Origin of the sequence: Halobacillus campisalis, from assembly GCF_030345335.1 — a bacterium.
GTDB classification, from domain to species: Bacteria; Bacillota; Bacilli; order Bacillales; family Halobacillaceae; genus Halobacillus_A; species Halobacillus_A campisalis.
Window position 1 is genome coordinate 359,409 of sequence record NZ_JAPVRC010000003.1, and the last position, 19,727, is coordinate 379,135.

Genomic DNA, 19,727 nt, shown 5'->3' on the forward strand with positions numbered 1-19,727 from the left:
CTCGAAACCGCTACAAGAAAAATCGAATATTGGTATTAGTATGCGGATTCTAAGAACAAGTCTCCCATGTTAATAAACTTGCTATACAGCGCTATACGCTCACAGAACAGAGATATAGAAGAAGCTCCTTCTGCGTAAAGGGATCCGTTCTCCCCTCCATCGAGTGAAGTGATTGGAATGCTATGAGACTACCTAGCTTATAAATCGGAAACGCTTTGTTCAACAGTGGATGGAGTGGACGGATTAACCACGACAAGGGAGTATATTTACCTCTCCTTTAATCAAAAGGCACTTATTAAAGCGATTTCGAGAAGCATACCTATAGGGAGGGGCGGCGGGGAATGGTGAAGACTCCTGTGGGAAGAGAGTGCTTGGTGAGATCCCGCAGGACGGGACGTCCGAGGAAGCTCACCGCGCTCCCACGGAAAGCGAGCCATTCCCCGCCGCCCTGATCCACTTACCAAATGTCTCGAAATCACATCTTCCACAAAAAAATCCCGCCTTTACGCAGGCGGGACATCAGCATCACTATAGCGCCGATCCAAGTCGACGAACTTGTTGTATTCTTTCACAAACGCAAGCTCGACGTTTCCGACCGGGCCGTTACGCTGCTTGGAAATAATAATTTCAATAATATTCTGGTTCTCAGATTCCTGGTCATAATAATCATCACGATACAAGAAGCCTACAATGTCGGCATCCTGCTCGATCGATCCAGATTCACGCAAATCCGACATCATAGGACGCTTGTCCTGTCTAGATTCTACCCCACGGGAAAGCTGGGATAGAGCGATTAGAGGAACATTCAATTCACGGGCCAGCCCTTTTAAGGAACGCGAGATTTCAGAAACCTCCTGCTGACGGTTCTCTTTGGAGTTCGCGCTTCCCTGGATCAACTGCAAGTAGTCGATAAGAATCATGCCAAGTCCGTGTTCTTGCTTGAGACGTCGGCATTTAGAGCGGATTTCACTGACTCGGATACCGGGTGTATCATCGATGAAAATGCCGGCATTAGACAGGCTTCCCATCGCCATTGTCAACTTATTCCAGTCCTCAGCTTCCATACTGCCTGTCCGCAGACGCTGTGCATCGATGTTGCCTTCTGCGCAAAGCATACGGGAAACGAGCTGATCGGCGCCCATCTCCAGGCTGAAGATCGCTACGTTTTCATCGGAATTCACCGCTACATTCTGCGCGATATTCAAAGCGAACGCTGTTTTACCCATCGAAGGACGCGCCGCGATGATAATCAGGTCGTTACGCTGGAACCCCGAGGTGATATGATCGAGATCACGGTAGCCTGTCGGAATTCCATTGACGTTACCATCACTGTTATGCAGCATTTCAATATTGTCATAAACATCGATCAGCACGTCTTTAATGTTTTTGAAGGCGCTGGAATCTTTTCGCTGGGAGACTTCTAGAATTTCTTTCTCCGCGGAATTCAAGACATCTTCAATATTTTCTTCTTCGGCAAAGCCGCTCGTTACGATGTTCGTCGCTGTACGGATCAAGCCGCGCAGCGTCGATTTTTCACTTACGATCTTCGTATAGTACGAAATATTAGCTGCGGTAGGAACGGAGTTTGCAATGTCACTCAAATAGGAAACGCCGCCTACTTCTTCTAATACTTTGTTGTTGGATAACGCTGTCGTCACGGTTACTAAATCGATCGGATCGCCTCGATCCGTCAGGTTAAGCATGACTTCAAAGATCCGCTGGTGACTCGCCCGGTAAAAGTCTTCCGGGAGCAAATATTCAGCTGCTGTCGACATCGCTTCAGGTTCTAAAAAGACAGCACCAAGAACCGCCTGCTCGGCTTCAATATTGTGCGGCGGGGTACGGTCATTCCATACTTCACTCACAAGCTGTTTCCTCCTCTAGATGAAGGACAATTACTTGCCTTCAATATGCACGCGAATCGTCCCTGTCACTTCGTTGTGAAGCTTCACAGGCACATTAGTATAGCCTAGTGTACGGATCGGTTCGTCCAGTTCGATTTTACGTTTATCGATTTTAATATTGTGTGATTTTTTCAGTTCTTCAGCGATCTGCTTACTTGTGATTGATCCAAATAAACGGCCGCTGTCTCCTGATTTCGCAACAAGCTTCACTTCCATGTCAGCAAGTGTTTCCTTCAGCTGTTCCGCTTCCTTCTTCACTTCTTCAGCTTTTTGTTCTTCTTTCGCATCTTTAGCCTGCTGAGCTTTCATGTTTCCGCCTGTCGCTTCAACGGCCAGATTATTTTTCAATAGGTAGTTGCGGGCGTACCCGTCAGAGACGTTTTTAATTTCTCCTTTTTTACCTTTTCCTTTAACATCTGATGTGAAAATTACTTTCATTCTTCGTCTCCTCCTTCAAAATACTCGTCAATAATATCTTGCAGCAATGCTCTCGCATCTTCAATATTTGTGTCCTCAAGCTGGGTGGCGGCGTTTGTCAGATGCCCGCCCCCATTCATACGTTCCATGATGACCTGAACGTTGACATCGCCGAGCGACCGGGCACTGATGCCGATCCGGCCGTCTTTCCGTTCGGATATGACAAATGAACATACAATTCCAGTCATCGTAAGCAGCGTATCTGCTGCCTGGGCAATGACGACAGGTCCGAAGATTTCTTTAGGATCCCCGGCAGCAATCGCAATGCCATCACGGTAGATTTTCGCTTTTTCAATTAAGCGGCTTCGTTTTACGTACACATCCAGATCCTCTTTCATGAATTTTTGGACGAGGACGGTATCGGCCCCTTTAGATCGAAGGTAAGAAGCCGCATCGAATGTCCTGGAGCCTGTTCGAAGCGTAAACGCCTTCGTATCGACGATGATCCCTGCCAGCAAGGCGGTGGACTCAAGCATCGACAGCTTCAGCTTCTTCGGCTGATACTCTAACAGCTCGGTAACGAGTTCAGCCGTCGAAGAGGCGTAGGGTTCCATATACACGAGTGTTGGATCAGAAATGAATTCTTCCGCCCGGCGGTGGTGGTCGATGACGACGACGTGCTCGGTTCTTGTCAGCAGCTTCTCTTCGAGGACGAGAGATGGTTTATGCGTGTCGACTACGACTATAAGCGTTTCATTCGTCACAAGATCAAGCGCTTCTTCACGCGTTATAAAATTCGACCACAGCTCATCATCCTTCTCGATTTCTTCAATCATACGCTGGACCCCTGTATCGATATCTTCTGGATCAAGTACGATGAAAGCTTCCTTCTGGTTAGCCTGAGCGATTTTCAAAATTCCGATGGAGGCTCCTATTGCATCCATGTCCGGAGATTTATGGCCCATGATCAACACACGCTCGCTTTCCTGTACGAGCTCCTTCATCGCGTGAGAGATGACTCGGGCACGCACACGCGTCCGTTTCTCCATCGGGTTAGTTTTACCCCCGTAGAAACGAACTTTGCCTGTGTCGTCTTTAATCGCTACCTGGTCACCACCGCGTCCGAGCGCCAGGTCAAGACTTGACTGCGCCAGTTCACCGAGTTCCGGAAGAGTAACCGGCCCGACTCCGACGCCGTAACTGAGCGTAAGAGGCACATTTTGGTCGGTGATCAATTCCCTGACTTCATCTAGTATTTCAAACTTGTTCCGCTCAAGCGTCCGCAGTATTTCCTGGTTCATGACCGCCATGAACCTCTCCTGAGAGGTGCGCTTTAAATAAATCCCGTAATCACTGGCCCATTTATTCAAAATGGAAGTCACTTGAGAGTTGATCTGACTTTTAGCTGTATCTTCCATGCCTTGCGTAATTTCTTCATAGTTGTCGAGGAAAATAACCGAAAGGACGGTTTGTTCATTTTTGTACAGGTTGTGGATCTTCGTCTGATTCGTCCGATCAAAGAAGTAAAGCAGACGTTCATCCCTTTTCACTAACGTTTGCAATTTATAGTCATCAACCTCGAGCCACGCTTCACCGTGACCCTCCTTGATATTCGCAATCAAATCATCTGACAGTTCGTTCAAGGATTCACCTACAATGGTCCCCTCACTTGTGAACTTGTTCATATAAGGGTTGGCCCACTCTACCTTATAATCCTCACTGTATAGGACAATTCCGATAGGCATTTCTAATAGCGCCTCTTCTCCCACTTTTTTAACACGATAGGAAAGAGTCGATATATATTCTTCTGTTTCGCTGATCATATGCTTCTCGGTTCTAACACTATAAAAGATCGAACCTGCCAGAAGGAGCGTCATCATCAAGCCCAGCATCCATTGATAGTACCAAATGAACCCAAGAAGAATAAGAGAAATTGTATAGATGACCCATAGATGTCCGCTCATCGTCGGTTTTTTAAAAAAATTCGGCATGTCATTCATCTCCTGCCATCAAGTACAGCGCACTTTATTTCTTCGTCTCTAATCGTTTTCTTAGAGAGAACCCTAAATCAATTATACCTAAGATTCGCACAAGATACATTAGAATTGTCGGTAAAAGCAAAGAACCTGCAATCGCCAAAATCGGCAGTGCTTTGGATTTCTCTTTTACATGCGTATAGTAAAAGATGAAAGCAAACCCTTGTAACACTAAAAAGGTTCCCGTTAACGTATAGACGTTAATCGCTGCTAAATACCAAATATTATCACTTTCCGCGAACACGAACGTAAAAATCATCGCAAAAAAGTAATACCATAATACGGAAGTCGGGAGGTTAAAGTTACGAAAAGGAGTAAAGTAAAACTTTTTTCCCTCCACACGATTGATAATTTTATAGCTGAGCCACTGGCTGATAAACGCAAAGACAATTCCCATCATAGCAAGAATGCTTGGGATATAGTCGGGCAGGGCCTGCACTTGTTCTTCAAGGCTGGTTAACTGTTCTTCCGACGTTGCTCCTCCGCCGAACGAACCGAGCAAACCTTCTGTCATCGAAAAGGCTTCCTGTGAAGCGTTGCGGATTTCTTCCGCCCAGTTCAGCCCCATGAACAGCTGTGTGATCAAATAGACGGAAACGATGCCGATGATGAAACCGATGGAGCCCTGAGCCCACGTTTCATAAGGGTCGCGCTTCTTATGCATCGCCCCTCCTGCAAACAATCCGCCAATCCCTGCAAGTAAGGTGATCGGCAAGGAAAAAACCGTCGCAAATAGAAGGGTGAAAATAAGACTCCCCGTAAACACAAGGATCCCCGGCTTCCACCCGTGCCGGTAACTGTAAAAAATAAATGGAATAGGTAATACAAATAGGAAGAAAGACCCGATAAATCCTGGTGTGAATAGAATTATCAATAACAATAGCAGATAAGCCCCTGTCATTAAAGCCCCTTCAGTAATTTTTCTTGTATCATTCATAATGTTGTGCACCTCATTTTTCTATGCTAGCTTCCCTATTCTAACATAGGAAACAACCTCTCTTCCTTCCTCAGCTTTTCAAAATTGTGTCCTTTTGTTAATAGGTTGCTAGTTTGGTATGATGGGTTCATCACTTAGAACCTAGGAGGCAACCATGCGCACAGATTATCACGTTCATATGGCAGAAACCGGCGATTTATCCGTCGACTATCTACGTACTTACATCGACAAAGCAAAGCAGGAAGGCATTCAGGAACTAGGAATTTCAGAACACGCTTATTTTTTCCAGGAGACGAAGGATATTCTTTCCAATCCATGGGTGGAAAACCGCCGAACGCTGGATTTTAAAACGTATCAGAACATGTTTGACGAAGCGAATGAAGCGGGCCTCCCGATTAAAATGGGCATTGAAATGGACTACACCCCCGGCAGAGAAGCAGAAATGAAAGCCTTTATTGATGCTCATCCGTTTGACTATGTTATCGGATCTGTCCACTGGATCAATGATTGGGGCATCGATTTAGCTATCTATCGCGAGGAATATGAAAATCGTGACCTTCACGAAGTGTACCGTCAGTACTTTGATCGGATTGTAACACTTGCTGAATCAGGACTCTTTGATTTCGTCGGCCATATCGATGTCATTAAAGTTTTCGGCTACAAGCCGGATGATCGTGAATTTCTACGTGAACAATACGAACGTGCGGCAGACGCTTTAGCCAAAACGGGCACGTGCATTGAAATCAGTACGGCAGGGCTGAGAAAACCAGTCGGAGAAATGTATCCAGACCCTGAATTGTTACGTATTTGTAAGGAAAAAGGCATCGGCATCGTACTTTGTTCCGATGCACATAAGCCTGACCATATCGGCTACGCCTACGATGAAGCGATCGAACTTGCGCGTTCTGTCGGATATGATGAAGTTCATGTCTTTACGCAGCGAGAAGCGCACGTCGAGAAAATCGACTAGTCTTCGCTGAAACTTTAAAAACCCGCGTCTCCTTTTCATATGGAGACGCGGGTTTTTCACATTCTATGCGGGGCATTTTAATACGTGATCGGCGCTCCTGGTCCTACAGGAAGTCCGAGTAAACTCCATATGGATAATAAAATCAGCCAGCCTACTAAGAAGGCCGCCGCATATGGAATCATCATAGCAATCAGTGTACCTATGCCCAAGTTTTTATTATAACGCTGCGCAAAGGCGATCACGACAGGAAAATAGAGAAGTAATGGCGTGATCATATTCGTGACAGAATCCCCGATCCGATAAAGCAAGGTCGTAAATTCAGGGGAGTACCCTAAGTTCATCATAATTGGTACAAATACCGGAGCTAAAATTGTCCATTTAGCTGAAGAACTGCCAATAAAGAAGTTGATCAGCATCGTCAAACCTAAAAACGTCAGGATTAAACTGATGCCGTCAAACCCTGTACTATTCAAGAAATCCGCTCCGCGAAAAGCGATCACCGTTCCGAGGTTCGTTTCGCCAAAGTAAGCGATGAACTGTCCTGCGGTAAACGCGAGGGCAATGTATCCTCCCATCGCTGCCATCGTTTTTCCAAGCAGACGGGTCAAATCTTTATCGTTTTTGATTTCATTCACTACGATTCCATAAATGAGACCGGGAACGAGGAATAAAATAAATATGACGAATACGAGTGCATTGAAGAACGGAGATTCAATATATGCACCGTCACCTCTTAATGGTCCAAAGGATAAATAGGCCATAAGAGCGAAAGTGAGGAGGAAACCGATTCCCGCAAGACGCATCCCTTTTTTCTCCTGGGAGGTCAACTCTTCAATATCTCCTTCTTCTTCGCCTTCATATTTTCCTAACCGCGGCTCGACTATTTTCTCAGTTACCCATGTGCCTATGAACGTAATAAGCAAAACGGAGGCTGCAGCAAAGAAGTAGTTCATCGTTACCGTTATAGTATCTGCATAACCTGAATCTATCGTACGTGCCGCTTCAGCCGTCAACTCCTGCAAGATCGCATCCGTGGAAGTAAGAGCTAAATTGGCTCCAAACCCGCCGGAGACACCGGCGAAAGCTGCGGCCAGTCCAGCTAATGGGTGGCGTCCAAGCCCTAGAAAGAGCACCGCTCCTAACGGAGGCAGAACGACGTACCCTGCGTTTACAGCGACACTGGACATTACCCCTGCAAACACGAGTGCTGCTGTTAAAAGACGATTTGGAAAGGAAAATACGATGCTTTTTAATGAGGCATTGATCAATCCTGTCTGCTCAGCTAATCCAATCCCAAGCATCGTCACTAGGACAGCCCCTAAAGGTGCGAATCCTATGAAATTATCTACGGCACTCGTAAATATATATTCGAGTCCGCTCTTACTGAATAGGTTCTTGACCTCCACCACTTCATCCGTTGTCGGATTCGTCACGGAGACGCCAGAGAATATTCCAGATAATATAATAATAATGAAAGCTAGACATGCGAAAAGTAATAAGGGGGAAGGAAGTTTATTCCCCAACCATTCAATTCCGTCCAACGCCCGAAATAATAAACGTCGAGGCTTAGAAACTTTCTCTGTATGCTGTGCCATTTCCACACTCCTTTTAATGTCGATACGATTAATCAGAATTAAACTTATCAGCCTTCCTGTAGGATGTCAAAGGTTACGTTTGCCATACAAAAAGACAGGGTTCAGCCTCCTGCCTTAGCCTTCTATTCCTTTTGATTTGGAGATGCAGGATTTTTTGGTGCTGGTGAGACTTGTGTTGATTAAGCCCATTTTCATTAACTAAAGAGGCAGGCCTACTCATAACCGCATAGCTGGTTCCGACCCTTGTTCAAGAAATGCGCCCTTATCTTAAAAGCTCAGATTCACGATGTTCTAGCTGTTTCCGTCACAAAAATAGAGCTTGAAGGTCCGGGAAATCACTCGCTTTCCATGGGCGTACGGTGAGCTTCCTTGGGCTGACGCCCTCCGGGATCTCACCATGTACTGTTCTCCCATAGGAGTCTCGCAATTTCCCGGACCTTCTTGCGTTTGTTAGGATCACTGAAACATCTGATAAAGTACTTTGAGCTAAGCACAGTTCTTTTTGAGTGGGAACTGTGCAGAATATCATTTTTAGTTAAGAGAGTGGTTCGATGTCTACTTAAAAAACTCGTTAGTTACTAAGCGCTCTAGCTGATATACGAGTTTTAGATGAAAGCTCGAAAGTCTTTTCTATTCCAATGCCAAGAAGTTCGTTCTTTCTATTTCGCAATGGGGTGGTTGGGAAGCTGCGAGACTCCCGTGGGAGAAGGAGGTAGGCGAGATCCCACAGGGCTTTAGCCCGAGGAAGCTCGCCAGTTCCCCCACAGGAAAGCGAGTAGCTTCCCAACCACCCCTGACTCTCAATACGGCAACGAACCCAGGCTATCTCGAAACCAAGTCTTCCTCTATCCTGCTAGTTTGTTTAAATACAAACTTACACATTCTCTATACCAGAACAATTAATAGAAACAATTATCCTCAAAAAAAGCCCGGCAAATGGTTAAACCATCTGCCGGGCGCTTCTCATTATAAAGTTAAACATTGCACTTGATTAATATCGGTTACTCCAGAAAGCTTCTCCTGACAATCTTCATCCACGGCCTTATCCACCGTCAGCACCATAACTGCGTCTCCACCCTGGATGGCACGGCCCACCTGCATGGTCGCAATGTTGACGTGATGTTCAGCGAGCAGGCTTCCGACTCGTCCAATCGCACCGGGCTGGTCTTTATGGTGAATGACGATTAAATGACCATCTGGTACAACGTCGATGGAATAGTCATCGAGCTTCACGATTCGCGCACCCAGCCCATTGAGCAGCGTACCTGAAATCGTGCGTTTTTCCTTATCGGTTTCAATTTCAATCGTCACAAGGTTCGTAAACCCTTTAGTCGACGTCGACTTTTGCTCATTCACAACAATGCCTTTATCCGAAGCGGTCTTATAAGCATTGACGTCATTGACACGGTCACCGATGTAACGCTTTAAAATCCCTTTAACAGAGATTCGCGTAAGAGGCGTCGTATCTACGTCCAGCAAATCGCCAGAATAATAGACCGTCAGCTTCTCAAGCGCTCCTTCTGTCACATTAGATAGGAAGCTTCCGAGTTTCTCAGAAAGCACAAAATAAGGAGCCAGTTTTTCCATCATTTCCGCCGATACGGACGGCATGTTCACAGGATGCTTCACAGATCCTCCACGCAATAAATCCATGACATCAAGGCTTACGTCCGTGGCCACATTTTCCTGTGCCTCGACCGTACTTGCGCCTAAATGTGGAGTCGCGATGACTTCTTCAAGCGAAAGTAACGGGTGATCGATCGCCGGCTCCTCTTCAAATACATCAAGAGCGGCCCCTGCGATTTTCCCTTTTTCTATCGCTTCGTACAAAGCGTCCTCTTCGATGATTCCTCCGCGTGCGCAGTTCAGGATACGTGCGCCGGGCTTCATCAATTGAAGAGTATCTTTATTGATCAAATGTTTCGTTTTTTCCATTAATGGGGTGTGAACGGTAAGAAAGTCCGCCTGCTGGAGAACTTCTTCCAACGTGCCGTACTGAACGCCCGCTTTATCTGCTTTTTCTTGTGTTAAAAATGGATCAAAAGCAATGACGTTCATCCGGTGTCCTTTCGCACGGTGGGCTACCTCGCGTCCGATACGACCGAACCCGACGATGCCGAGGGTTTTATTCTTCAGTTCGACACCGACAAACTTCTTTCGCTCCCAGCGATTCTGTTTCAGCTGGTGATAAGCTTGTGGAATATTACGAGCCAGTGACATGAGCATGGCCATCGTGTGCTCAGCCGTGGAGATCGTATTCCCGTCCGGAGCATTCACAACGACGATTCCATGATCGGTAGCTGCATCTAAATCGATATTATCGACACCGACACCTGCGCGTCCAATTACTTTAAGATTCGGGGCGTGTTCGATCACTTCACGAGTGACTTGCGTTTGGCTTCGTACGATCAGTGCTTCGCTCGTGCTGATTTCTTTTAACAGTTCGTCATAGGATAAAGAGCTTTCCATGACAGCTTCAATGTCGGAAGCCTCCAATAACGGACGAATTCCATCTTCGCTTAACGGATCACTTATTAGTACACGATACATTTAGTCCAACTCCCTCGTTGCTTGTAAATAGGCTTCCTGTGCAGCGGCCGTCCCTGCACCTTGTTCGAAATCATGGCCGAGACGTTTTAAGACGACTTCAATAATGCTTATATATTGTAAAACGTTTGTTGGACGTGAGTATCCCATATGACCGACACGGAAAATTTCACCTTTAAGATGCCCCTGCCCGCCGGCAGTCATTAAGCCGAATTCTTCGTTGGCGATTTTTCTGAACTGTTCCGCTTTAAATGTTTGCGGGCGCACCGATGTGACGGTGGAAGAAGCATCTTCTTCGGAAACGAGTAAAGGAACATTTAACGCTCGAAAAGCTGCACGAGTCATCTCCTTCATGATCTGGTGGCGTTCATGTACCTTATCCAACCCTTCCTCTTCTATAAGGCTCAGGACTTCCTGAAGACCGAATAACAAGGATAAAGCCGGTGTGAAAGGAGTTTGCCCGGAATCAAGACTTTTCTTATAAGTTCGCAGGTCTAAATAAAAACGCGGTCTTGTATTCTCGTGGATCACACTCCACGCCTGCTCACTGACAGCTGCAAACGCCAATCCTGCAGGAAGCATCATCGCTTTTTGGGATCCTGAGATTAAGAGATCGATTCCAGACCCATCCATGTCCAGAGCAGCACCGCCCATGGAGGACACTCCATCCACGATGACAAGAGCTTCGCTTACTTCATGTACACGCTCGGCAATTTCTTCTACAGGATGCATGACACCGGTTGATGTTTCACAATGAGTGACAAATACAGCTTTTACGTTCGGGTTGGCCTGGAGCTGCTCTTCAATTGCCGCCACTTGGACAGCATTTCCCCACTCTACATCTATACGATGCACATTGAGTTCATACGTATTACATATTTTTGCAAAACGCTCTCCAAATGCTCCGGCAACTACTACAATAACTTCGTCTCCGGCTGATGTTGTATTAACTACGGCCGCTTCCAATGCTGAGGTTCCGCTGCTGGAAAGCACCAGCACATCCCCTGTAGTACCAAAAATTGGTTTCAATCTTGGAGCAAGATCCTCCATCAGTGCTTTACATTTCTGACCTCTATGGCCGATCATCGGCTGACTCATCGCCCGATCCACACTTGGCGGAATAGGCGTCGGTCCTGGTATTTGCAATATCTCCCACTCACGATTCATCGCTAACTGTCCCTCCTGTACATGCTACGCGTACAAATCATTTTATACGGTAGAAATGAATTGATATTCCTTTATCCTATCAAATGAACTGTCATTGTCAATCTTATTGAAAGGTTCTGAATAAAACGTTTTTTTCTTTTTTTTCTATTTGGTAAATGCTGATAATTAACAGTATTTTCGGTATAATTTGAAAGGTATTTATTTTTTGAAAATTTAAACATTTGGGGGAGATTGTATTGAAGAAACACAAGAGCCTTTGGCTTATGTTCGTCTTGATGCTGTCATTATTCCTTGCCGCGTGCAGCGGTGACGACAGCGCATCTGACGAATCGGATGGAGCGGACGGCGAAGGGGATGGATCTGACAGCAGTGCCGAACAGGAAATCACCGTAACGGCGAAAAGTGAAATATCCAGTATGGATCCTTCATTAATTACAGATACAGTTGGTTTCCAATGGGCTGGAGAGACATTAGAAGGCCTCTATCGATTGGATGAAGAAGGGAATCTATCACCAGGTATCGCTGAAGACAGTTCCGTAAGTGAAGATGGAATGACGTGGACCTTTAATCTGAGAGAAGACGCCGAATGGTCAAACGGCGATCCTGTAACGGCTGATGATTTTGTTTATGCGTGGCAGCGTGCAGTGAATCCGGATACTGGTTCTGAATACGGTCCCTATTTCCTTGGCGGGATCATAGAAAATGCCCAGGCCATCGCTGACGGTGAAGCAGAACTGGACGAGCTTGGCGCAACGGCAGTGGATGATCATACATTAGAAGTGAATTTAGAGCAGCCCGTACCATACTTTGAATCTATGACGGTATTTGTTACATTCATGCCTTTAAACGAAAGCTTTGTTGAAGAGCATGGGGACAAATTCGGTACAGAAGCTGAATATACCTTATCTAACGGACCTTTTGAAATGACTTCATGGGATCACAGTGAAGGCTGGACCGTTGAGAAAAATGATACGTACTGGGATGCAGACACTGTACAATTAGATGCAGTAAACGCCCAGGTCATCAAAGAAATTTCAACAGGGGTCAACCTATATGAATCTGGCGAGCTCGATCAAACAGAATTGAACGCTGAATTTGTTGACGAGTACTCAACAACTGAAGACTTTAACGTCGCAGAAAAACCTTACTTGTATTTCTTCAAATTTAACCAGGAAGCAAATGAAGCTCTGGCTAACGTTGATGCACGTAAAGCCATTTCAATGGCGATTGACCGTCAAGGACTTGTAGACGTGATCTTAAATGATGGTTCTGTAGCTGCCGAAGGTTATGTCCCATCCAATTTCGTCAACATGCCGGACAGTGACGAAGATTTCCGCGATGCTCAAGGTCCGCTTGTGGAACATAACGTAGAGAAGGCTCAAGAGCACTGGAACGCTGCACTAGAAGAACTAGGTACAGATTCAGTGGAAATAGAGCTTCTTGGTGATGATACAGGAACATCCAGTAACGTGCTGGCTTATTACAAAAACCAGCTCCAAGAAAACCTGGAAGGTCTGACGATCAACGTGCTTGAGGTTCCATTCAACGAACGTGTCGAGCGTGACCAAAACTCAGAATTTGAGATTGAGGCCGCGACATGGGGACCAGACTACGTGGACCCGAACACTTACTTGAACATGTATCTTGAAGGCGGACAAAACAATAACATGAACTATGTGAACGAAGAATACGACGCTCTTATTGAACAAGCCAATGGCGAATACGCTCAGGATCCTGATCAGCGTTTCGAAGCGTTCCTTGAAGCTGAGCGAATCCTTTTAGAAGAAGATGCAGCGGTCGCTCCGATGTATCAAGACTCTAAGGCTCAGCTATTCAGACCTTCGATCAAAGGCGTATTTACGACAGCTACTGGTCCTGAACTTGAATTCAAATGGGCTTATGTAGAGGAATAAACAAAAAGAACCAGCAGCGCTGCGGCGCGGCTGGTTCTTTTTTATTGCAAGCTTAACTCTGGACCGAAGAATTCATAATGGATTTGCTCGTCAGGGACTCCCCATTCTTTCAAGGAACTATGGACTTCCCGCATGAAGCCTTCAGGGCCGCAGAAATAGAATTCCGCATCGTAAGGAACGACCGATTTCAGCCATGGCAGATCGATGCGCCCTTCCCTGTCATATGCGCTATCTTCGGCGCCGGGCGTACTATATACGACCTTAGCCTGGACAGAAGGTGATTCTTTCACAAAATCAGCTACTTCTTCCTTAAAAGCGTGGACTTCCTGATTGTGGGCAGCATGAACAAAGTAAACGTCACGATCGTGATTTTGGTGAACCATACGATTCAGCATGCTCATCATCGGCGTCAGTCCGACACCTCCACTAATCAATACGAGCGGCTCATGATTCTCCTCATTCAAGTAAAAATCACCCGCAGGAGCTGTGATCGGCAGTACAGCACCTTCTTCCAACTGATCATGCAAATAGCTGGAGACTACTCCATCAGGTCGTTCCGGACCCCCTTCTTCTCTTTTCACACTGATTCGATAATATCCCTTACCAGGTGCATCGGATAAGCTATACTGGCGTAAATGGGTATATTCACTGTGCGGCATATTGATTTGAACCGTAATATATTGACCCGGGTGGTATGATGTAATCTTCTTCCCATCTTCAGGCTCTAAGTAGAAAGAGGTAATCACGGCGCTTTCTTTCACTTTTTTAGCTATTTTAAAGTTACGATAACCGCTCCACCCTCCATCCTGGGCGACCGCCTGCTCATATTTCTTTTCTTCTACCTGGATAAAAGCATGTGCGATCGCTCCATAAGCTTCCTCCCAGGCTTGCATAATATCATCCGTTGCAGCATCCCCGAGTACTTCTTTTATGGCAATTAATAAGTATTTTCCCACGATCGGGTAATGTTCTGGCTTCACTTGTAAGCTTCGGTGTTTTTCAGCAATTTGATTGACGGTCGGTAATATGGCGGATAAGTCATCGATATGCTGTGCAGCTGCATACACAGCATTGGCGAGCGCTCTTGGCTGACGCCCCGCTTTTTGATTGGTCATGTTGAATATGTTCTTCAATTCAGGATGGTCCGCGAACATCCGCTTATAGAAGTGAGTGGTAATCGCTTCCCCATGCTCCGCTAGTACAGGTACAGTAGATTTTACAGTTGTAATCGTTTTTTCACTTAATTCATAAGGACTTTTAGTACTCATCGTAAAAACTCCTTTTATTTTAAGATGTATTTTCTATACACCTTTATTGTAAAGGAATGACTATTAAAAGCAACATCCAAAATACATCTTTTGTGACAGTTTATTTAATTTATCAAAAGCTATATTAAATTTCCGTGTTAATATTCATATAGGCTCTCTTATGTTGAAGACTTAGTTTTAAGATATTCATGAGGTTTCCGTTGCTAAGAATAGACCTTGAAGGTCCGGGAAATCACTCGCTTTCCATGGGCGTACGGTGAGCTTCCTCGGGCTGACGCCCTCCGGGATCTCACCCTGTACTGTTCTCCCATAGGAGTCTCGCAATTTCCCGGACCTTCTTGCTTTTGTGAGGATAACGGAAATACCTTATGAGGGGCTTCACATAAAAAATAAATGCTTTTGAGTGATAACCAGTGAGACTGTTGTATGCGAAAAGATTCTTGAAACTTCCTTAAAATGCAGGTTTTAAAACTAGAATGCTATAGCCATATCACTGGAGTTAATCACACCATTACGTAGAAGGTTCTTTTTAAGCGATTTCGAGAAACACATCTATAGCGAGGGGCGGCGGGGAATGGGGAGACTCCTGTGGGAAGAGAGTGCTTGGTGAGATCCCGCAGGACGGGACGTCCGAGGAAGCTCACCGCGCTCCCACGGAAAGCGAGTCATTCCCCGCCGCTCTGATCCACTCACCAAATATCTCGAAACCAAGTCTTTTGTAAACCTGCCATATTGTTGAATAACTCACTTATCAATATCAACACCTACCTTTAACATTGCCTTATTAAAAAGCAGGTAGAAAGAGGGTTGTCTTGAGCAGAGAACACTAAAAAAGGACACACTTCGCTCCCTGTGATAAAATATAAAATACTAACTAAGCAAAATGAGGGTATCAGCCTATGCGTTTAAAGAAATATACAGATTACGCTTTACGAGTCATGATCTATACTGCTTCGAAACCTGAAGGGGAGTTAGCCAATAAAAAAGAGATCTCCGACGTTTTTCATATCTCGGAAAACCACTTAGGGAAAATCATCCATAAGCTTAATAAACTGGGACTGCTTGAAACGATCAGAGGGCGAAGCGGTGGCATCCGTTTAGCGAAGCCTCCATCTGAAATCAATGTAGGATATGTTGTGCAAGCCATGGAAGACGACTTCCATCTGCTGGAGTGCTTTGACCGTGAAACGAACTACTGTGTCATTACTCCTGCCTGCAAGCTCAAGCATATTCTAAATGATGCCCTTCGCGCTTTCTTAGAGGTGCTCGAGGAATATACGCTGGAGGATTTACTTTCCAATAAAGATGAACTAAGAGATTTGATGAATATCACATAAAAAAATCCGTGAAGTCATAGTAGACTTCACGGATTTTTTATTCTGCTATTATTCAGCAGTGTAAGGCAATAGAGCCATTTGACGAGAGCGTTTGATCGCTTTTGTCAATTTACGTTGGTACTTAGCAGAAGTTCCAGTTACTCGACGAGGAAGAATTTTTCCACGGTCAGAAATGAAACGTCTTAGCAAGTCCGTATCTTTAAAATCGATGTGTGTAATTCCATTTGCTGTGAAAAAACACACCTTTTTACGTTTACCGCGTCCACGACGTGCCATGTTGCATTCACTCCTTCCTTAATTAAAATGGTAAATCGTCATCCGAAATATCGATCGGTTCGCCTTTATCAGCGAATGGATCATCGTTTCGATTATTATTATTGTTCTGATTAGGATTGTTTGGTTGTTGATTCTGATTTGGCTGGTATCCTTGCTGACTGCCGCCTCCACCTTGCTGTGAAGAACCGCCTTTGGATTCCATGAACTGTACGCTGTCCGCAACAACTTCTGTTACAAACACACGCTTGCCTTCTTGATTGTCGAAGCTTCGGGACTGTAGACGTCCATCTACACCGACAAGACTGCCTTTATTCATAAAGTTAGCGAGGTTTTCAGCTGCTCGTCTCCAAACGACACAGTTAATGAAATCTGCGTCACGATCTCCCGAGTTATTCGAGAATGGTCGATTCACTGCAATAGTGAAATTGGCAACAGCTACTCCGTTTGGCGTATAGCGTAAATCCGGATCCCTCGTTAATCTGCCGACTAAAACGACACGATTTAACATCAGAACCACTCCTTATTTGTCATCTTCACGTACTGCGATGTGGCGGATAACATCATCCGAGAACTTCGCTTGACGGTCGAATTCATTGATCGCTTCGCGGTCACCTGCGAAGTTGATCGTTACATAAATGCCATCACGATAGTCGTTAATTTCATAAGCAAGACGACGCTTACCTATTTCTTTAACGTTCTCGATTTCCGCACCGTTGTTCGTAAGAATACCGCTGAAACGCTCAACTACAGCTGTTTTAGCTTCTTCCTCGATATCTGGGCGGATGATGTACATGATTTCGTAATTTCTCATCCGTATTCACCTCCTTATGGACTTAACGGCTCCTCCTCGATGAAGGAGCAAGGAGTAATTTAACTATCATTACTCACAATGTTGTATTATATCAAAATTCTACTAAGTTGACAACAGCTAACGGAGAGATCCTCGCTTATACGTTAAAACGGAAATGAATAACGTCGCCATCTTTCACTAAATATTCTTTGCCTTCCAAACGGACACGGCCGCGATCACGCGCAGCACCCATCGTGCCGGCGTCTACTAGATCGCCATAGGAAACCGTCTCCGCACGAATGAATCCTCGTTCGAAGTCTGTATGAATAATTCCGGCTGCTTGTGGGGCAGTCATGCCTTCTTTAAATGTCCAAGCTCTTACTTCCTGTTCACCTGCCGTAAAGTACGTAGCCAGTCCCAGAAGGTTATACGTCGCTTTGATCAGCTGATCCAGTCCGGATTCGGCAATTCCAAGATCTTCAAGGAATTCCGCCTTTTCATCCCCTTCAAGCTCGGCGATTTCAGCTTCAATTTTGGCACAGACGACAATGACTTCCGCATTCTCTTTTGCTGCAAATTCACGAATGCTTTTAACTTTATCATTATCGCCTTCTCCAATCTCATCTTCACTTACGTTCGCTACGTAAAGAATCGGCTTGGCCGTCAGAAGGTGAAGACCTTTGACGATTTTCTGCTGATCGGAAGAGAACTCCATGGCACGGGCAGGTGTTTCTTCTTCCAATCCTTCTTTCAGCTTCTCAAGCACGGCATATTCCGCGACTGCGTCCTTATCTTTTTGACGAGCCATTTTCGCAACACGTTCCAAGCGTTTTGAAACTGTTTCAAGATCAGCTAAGATTAGTTCTAAATTAATCGTTTCAATATCCATAATCGGATCGACTTCACCTGAAACGTGGGTGATGTTTTCATCTTCGAATGCACGCACGACGTGGGTAATCGCATCCACTTGACGAATATGAGACAGGAACTGATTGCCCAGTCCTTCCCCTTTACTTGCGCCTTTGACAATGCCTGCGATATCGGTAAACTCAAATGCTGTTGGGACGGTTTTCTTTGGATTCACGAGTTCAGTCAGCTTCTCTAAACGAGGATCCGGGACTTCAACGATCCCGACGTTCGGGTCGATCGTCGCAAACGGATAGTTCGCAGATAAAGCGCCTGCCTGTGTAATTGCGTTAAATAATGTAGACTTGCCCACGTTAGGCAGCCCTACGATTCCTGCTGTTAATGCCATATAAAACTTCCACTCCTTAAGGATTTACATACATGTATGTTGGTCATACCAATTATAGATACTCTAAAGGAAAATAACAACCTATGCGAAAATGAAAAAACAAGCCCCAAACAGAGCCTGTTTCTAACTTTTCATTCATTAAATATTCCATTTCCTTAAATCGGTTTCTCTGAAATACCTATTGTTCATTCGTTTCTAATACTTTTTTCATCTTCGTTTCGAACTTTTTCCTCGGAATCATGACGCTGTGTCCGCAGCCTTCACATTTAATCCGGATATCGGCGCCCATCCGAATGATCTTCCAGCGGTTTTCCCCACAAGGATGAGCTTTTTTCATTTGCACTACATCGTTTAACTGATACGTTTTATCCATCATAACAGTCACCCTCCTATTTTTGAGATGGTTCCTGGGACGTCTCTTCTTCATGACGAGAATACATCACCAAACGTGGGAATGGAATTTCAATTCCTACTTCATCTAATCTGTTTTTCACTTCTTTTCGAATCGCCCGTGAGATAGCATAATGTTCCATCGGTTCACATTCCGCCATGATGCGGATGACGACTTCTGAAGCAGCCAGGTTTTGGACGCCTAACAATTCAGGCACGGCTGCCATTGCAGGATAGCGTTCCGGCATCTCTTCAAGAAGATCGGCCATCACTTGCTCGGCTTTTTCAATATTTTCTTCGTAGGCAATACTGACGTCAACAATGGCAAAGCTGTTGTGAATGGAGTAGTTCGTCACTTGAGTCACGTTCCCATTAGGCAGGATATGCACTTCGCCTGTCCAGCCTTTCACTTTACACGTACGCAAGCCTACTTCCTCAACGATCCCTTCCACCCCCGAGGTCTGAATGAAATCACCTACGGAAAATTGATCCTCAAATATGATGAAAAATCCGCTGATAATATCACGTACCAGGTTTTGAGCACCAAAGCCGATCGCCAGTCCTGCGATCCCTGCCCCGGCCAGCAGTGCGCCTATATCTAAAGTGAACGTTTCAAGTATCATAATGAATGCCGTAAAATAAACAATATAGCTCAGTGCATTAGCTACAAGCTTCTTAAGAGTCGCTTCCCTGCGTGCTGTAATAGAAAAAGGACCCTGCCTGCGCTGAACAAAAAACTGGCCGATAACTCGTTTCCCTACTTTTATAATAATAAAAGAAATGATCAAGATTAGTATAATTTTCAAAGCCCCGTGCCCTAAACTCATCCATAAATCAGGGCCTGTGACGTAGTTTACTGCATCATCCACCTGGTCAGTTACTTCTTCCACCACAGTTATTCGCCTGCCTCTCATAGTATGAGATA

Annotated in this window: 17 protein-coding genes; 3 read left to right on the top strand and 14 right to left on the bottom strand. The window is 45.2% G+C overall.

Annotation, left to right across the window (positions count from 1 at the left end):
* Positions 1–503 precede the first annotated feature (503 nt).
* The 4 genes from dnaB to O2Q26_RS09245 are packed head-to-tail and all read right to left on the bottom strand — an operon-like array spanning position 504 to position 5,294.
* Positions 504–1,865 carry a replicative DNA helicase gene (gene dnaB / locus O2Q26_RS09230; RefSeq protein ID WP_289215640.1) on the bottom strand — a complete coding sequence of 454 codons (1,362 nt, stop codon included), beginning with the start codon at positions 1,863–1,865 and terminating at the stop codon, positions 504–506.
* A 30-nt stretch (positions 1,866–1,895) separates the two neighbouring features.
* Positions 1,896–2,342 (bottom strand): 50S ribosomal protein L9, encoded by a 447-nt coding sequence (rplI, locus tag O2Q26_RS09235; RefSeq protein ID WP_253936160.1) that lies wholly within the window; start codon positions 2,340–2,342, stop codon positions 1,896–1,898.
* Positions 2,339–4,312, bottom strand: a complete 1,974-nt coding sequence (locus O2Q26_RS09240; protein ID WP_289215641.1) for a DHH family phosphoesterase — start codon at positions 4,310–4,312, stop codon at positions 2,339–2,341. Before O2Q26_RS09240 ends, rplI begins: the two co-directional genes overlap by 4 nt.
* 34 nt (positions 4,313–4,346) lie before the next feature.
* Complete coding sequence (locus O2Q26_RS09245) at positions 4,347–5,294, bottom strand: YybS family protein (RefSeq protein WP_289215642.1); 948 nt, start codon at positions 5,292–5,294, stop codon at positions 4,347–4,349.
* 154 nt (positions 5,295–5,448) lie between these two features.
* On the opposite strand from O2Q26_RS09245, the gene O2Q26_RS09250 reads away from it, so the two are divergent.
* The gene (locus O2Q26_RS09250; protein WP_289215643.1) at positions 5,449–6,264 is read left to right on the top strand and encodes a histidinol-phosphatase; all 816 of its coding nucleotides are present in this window, start codon (positions 5,449–5,451) and stop codon (positions 6,262–6,264) included.
* A gap of 77 nt (positions 6,265–6,341) precedes the next feature.
* Here O2Q26_RS09250 and O2Q26_RS09255 read toward each other — a convergent pair whose 3' ends face one another.
* The 3 genes from O2Q26_RS09255 to O2Q26_RS09265 all read right to left on the bottom strand — a co-directional run bounded on the left by O2Q26_RS09255 (position 6,342) and on the right by O2Q26_RS09265 (position 11,573).
* A complete protein-coding gene (locus O2Q26_RS09255) occupies positions 6,342–7,859 on the bottom strand; it encodes an AbgT family transporter (RefSeq protein ID WP_289215644.1) in 1,518 nt (505 codons plus the stop codon).
* Positions 7,860–8,825: 966 nt separating this feature from the next.
* Positions 8,826–10,409, bottom strand: coding sequence for a phosphoglycerate dehydrogenase (serA, locus tag O2Q26_RS09260; RefSeq protein WP_289215645.1), 1,584 nt, complete (start codon positions 10,407–10,409; stop codon positions 8,826–8,828).
* Positions 10,410–11,573, bottom strand: a complete 1,164-nt coding sequence (locus O2Q26_RS09265; protein WP_289215646.1) for a pyridoxal-phosphate-dependent aminotransferase family protein — start codon at positions 11,571–11,573, stop codon at positions 10,410–10,412.
* A gap of 263 nt (positions 11,574–11,836) precedes the next feature.
* On the opposite strand from O2Q26_RS09265, the gene O2Q26_RS09270 reads away from it, so the two are divergent.
* Positions 11,837–13,486 (top strand): peptide ABC transporter substrate-binding protein, encoded by a 1,650-nt coding sequence (locus O2Q26_RS09270; protein ID WP_390216194.1) that lies wholly within the window; start codon positions 11,837–11,839, stop codon positions 13,484–13,486.
* A 41-nt stretch (positions 13,487–13,527) separates the two neighbouring features.
* On the opposite strand, the gene hmpA is transcribed toward O2Q26_RS09270, so the two are convergent.
* Positions 13,528–14,754 (bottom strand): NO-inducible flavohemoprotein, encoded by a 1,227-nt coding sequence (gene hmpA, locus O2Q26_RS09275; protein WP_289215648.1) that lies wholly within the window; start codon positions 14,752–14,754, stop codon positions 13,528–13,530.
* Positions 14,755–15,653: 899 nt separating this feature from the next.
* Between hmpA and O2Q26_RS09280 the strand changes: the two genes are divergently transcribed.
* Entirely contained in the window at positions 15,654–16,091 is a 438-nt protein-coding gene (locus tag O2Q26_RS09280; protein WP_253936168.1) for an Rrf2 family transcriptional regulator, read from the top strand.
* Between the two features lie 48 nt (positions 16,092–16,139).
* On the opposite strand, the gene rpsR is transcribed toward O2Q26_RS09280, so the two are convergent.
* From rpsR to O2Q26_RS09310, 6 genes are all read right to left on the bottom strand, one after another.
* A complete protein-coding gene (gene rpsR / locus O2Q26_RS09285) occupies positions 16,140–16,367 on the bottom strand; it encodes a 30S ribosomal protein S18 (protein ID WP_244755351.1) in 228 nt (75 codons plus the stop codon).
* 22 nt (positions 16,368–16,389) lie between these two features.
* Positions 16,390–16,875, bottom strand: coding sequence for a single-stranded DNA-binding protein (gene ssb / locus O2Q26_RS09290; RefSeq protein ID WP_253936169.1), 486 nt, complete (start codon positions 16,873–16,875; stop codon positions 16,390–16,392).
* Positions 16,876–16,887: 12 nt separating this feature from the next.
* Positions 16,888–17,178, bottom strand: coding sequence for a 30S ribosomal protein S6 (gene rpsF / locus O2Q26_RS09295; protein WP_289215649.1), 291 nt, complete (start codon positions 17,176–17,178; stop codon positions 16,888–16,890).
* A 136-nt stretch (positions 17,179–17,314) separates the two neighbouring features.
* Entirely contained in the window at positions 17,315–18,412 is a 1,098-nt protein-coding gene (ychF, locus tag O2Q26_RS09300) for a redox-regulated ATPase YchF (RefSeq protein WP_289215650.1), read from the bottom strand.
* 178 nt (positions 18,413–18,590) lie between these two features.
* Entirely contained in the window at positions 18,591–18,788 is a 198-nt protein-coding gene (locus O2Q26_RS09305; protein ID WP_390216155.1) for a DUF951 domain-containing protein, read from the bottom strand.
* Between the two features lie 13 nt (positions 18,789–18,801).
* On the bottom strand, positions 18,802–19,692 hold the full coding sequence (locus O2Q26_RS09310; protein WP_390216156.1) for a mechanosensitive ion channel family protein: 891 nt from the start codon (positions 19,690–19,692) through the stop codon (positions 18,802–18,804).
* Positions 19,693–19,727: the final 35 nt, after the last annotated feature.

What these genes read in the sequence shown, in the direction of transcription:
- rplI (WP_253936160.1), bottom strand. Translation starts at nt 2,342, where the DNA reads ATGAAAGTAATTTTCACATCAGATGTTAAAGGAAAAGGTAAAAAAGGA.
- O2Q26_RS09240 (WP_289215641.1), bottom strand. Translation starts at nt 4,312, where the DNA reads ATGCCGAATTTTTTTAAAAAACCGACGATGAGCGGACATCTATGGGTC.
- O2Q26_RS09245 (WP_289215642.1), bottom strand. Translation starts at nt 5,294, where the DNA reads ATGAATGATACAAGAAAAATTACTGAAGGGGCTTTAATGACAGGGGCT.
- O2Q26_RS09250 (WP_289215643.1), top strand. Translation starts at nt 5,449, where the DNA reads ATGCGCACAGATTATCACGTTCATATGGCAGAAACCGGCGATTTATCC.
- O2Q26_RS09255 (WP_289215644.1), bottom strand. Translation starts at nt 7,859, where the DNA reads ATGGCACAGCATACAGAGAAAGTTTCTAAGCCTCGACGTTTATTATTT.
- serA (WP_289215645.1), bottom strand. Translation starts at nt 10,409, where the DNA reads ATGTATCGTGTACTAATAAGTGATCCGTTAAGCGAAGATGGAATTCGT.
- O2Q26_RS09265 (WP_289215646.1), bottom strand. Translation starts at nt 11,573, where the DNA reads ATGAATCGTGAGTGGGAGATATTGCAAATACCAGGACCGACGCCTATT.
- O2Q26_RS09270 (WP_390216194.1), top strand. Translation starts at nt 11,837, where the DNA reads ATGTTCGTCTTGATGCTGTCATTATTCCTTGCCGCGTGCAGCGGTGAC.
- hmpA (WP_289215648.1), bottom strand. Translation starts at nt 14,754, where the DNA reads ATGAGTACTAAAAGTCCTTATGAATTAAGTGAAAAAACGATTACAACT.
- O2Q26_RS09280 (WP_253936168.1), top strand. Translation starts at nt 15,654, where the DNA reads ATGCGTTTAAAGAAATATACAGATTACGCTTTACGAGTCATGATCTAT.
- rpsR (WP_244755351.1), bottom strand. Translation starts at nt 16,367, where the DNA reads ATGGCACGTCGTGGACGCGGTAAACGTAAAAAGGTGTGTTTTTTCACA.
- ssb (WP_253936169.1), bottom strand. Translation starts at nt 16,875, where the DNA reads ATGTTAAATCGTGTCGTTTTAGTCGGCAGATTAACGAGGGATCCGGAT.
- rpsF (WP_289215649.1), bottom strand. Translation starts at nt 17,178, where the DNA reads ATGAGAAATTACGAAATCATGTACATCATCCGCCCAGATATCGAGGAA.
- ychF (WP_289215650.1), bottom strand. Translation starts at nt 18,412, where the DNA reads ATGGCATTAACAGCAGGAATCGTAGGGCTGCCTAACGTGGGCAAGTCT.
- O2Q26_RS09305 (WP_390216155.1), bottom strand. Translation starts at nt 18,788, where the DNA reads ATGATGGATAAAACGTATCAGTTAAACGATGTAGTGCAAATGAAAAAA.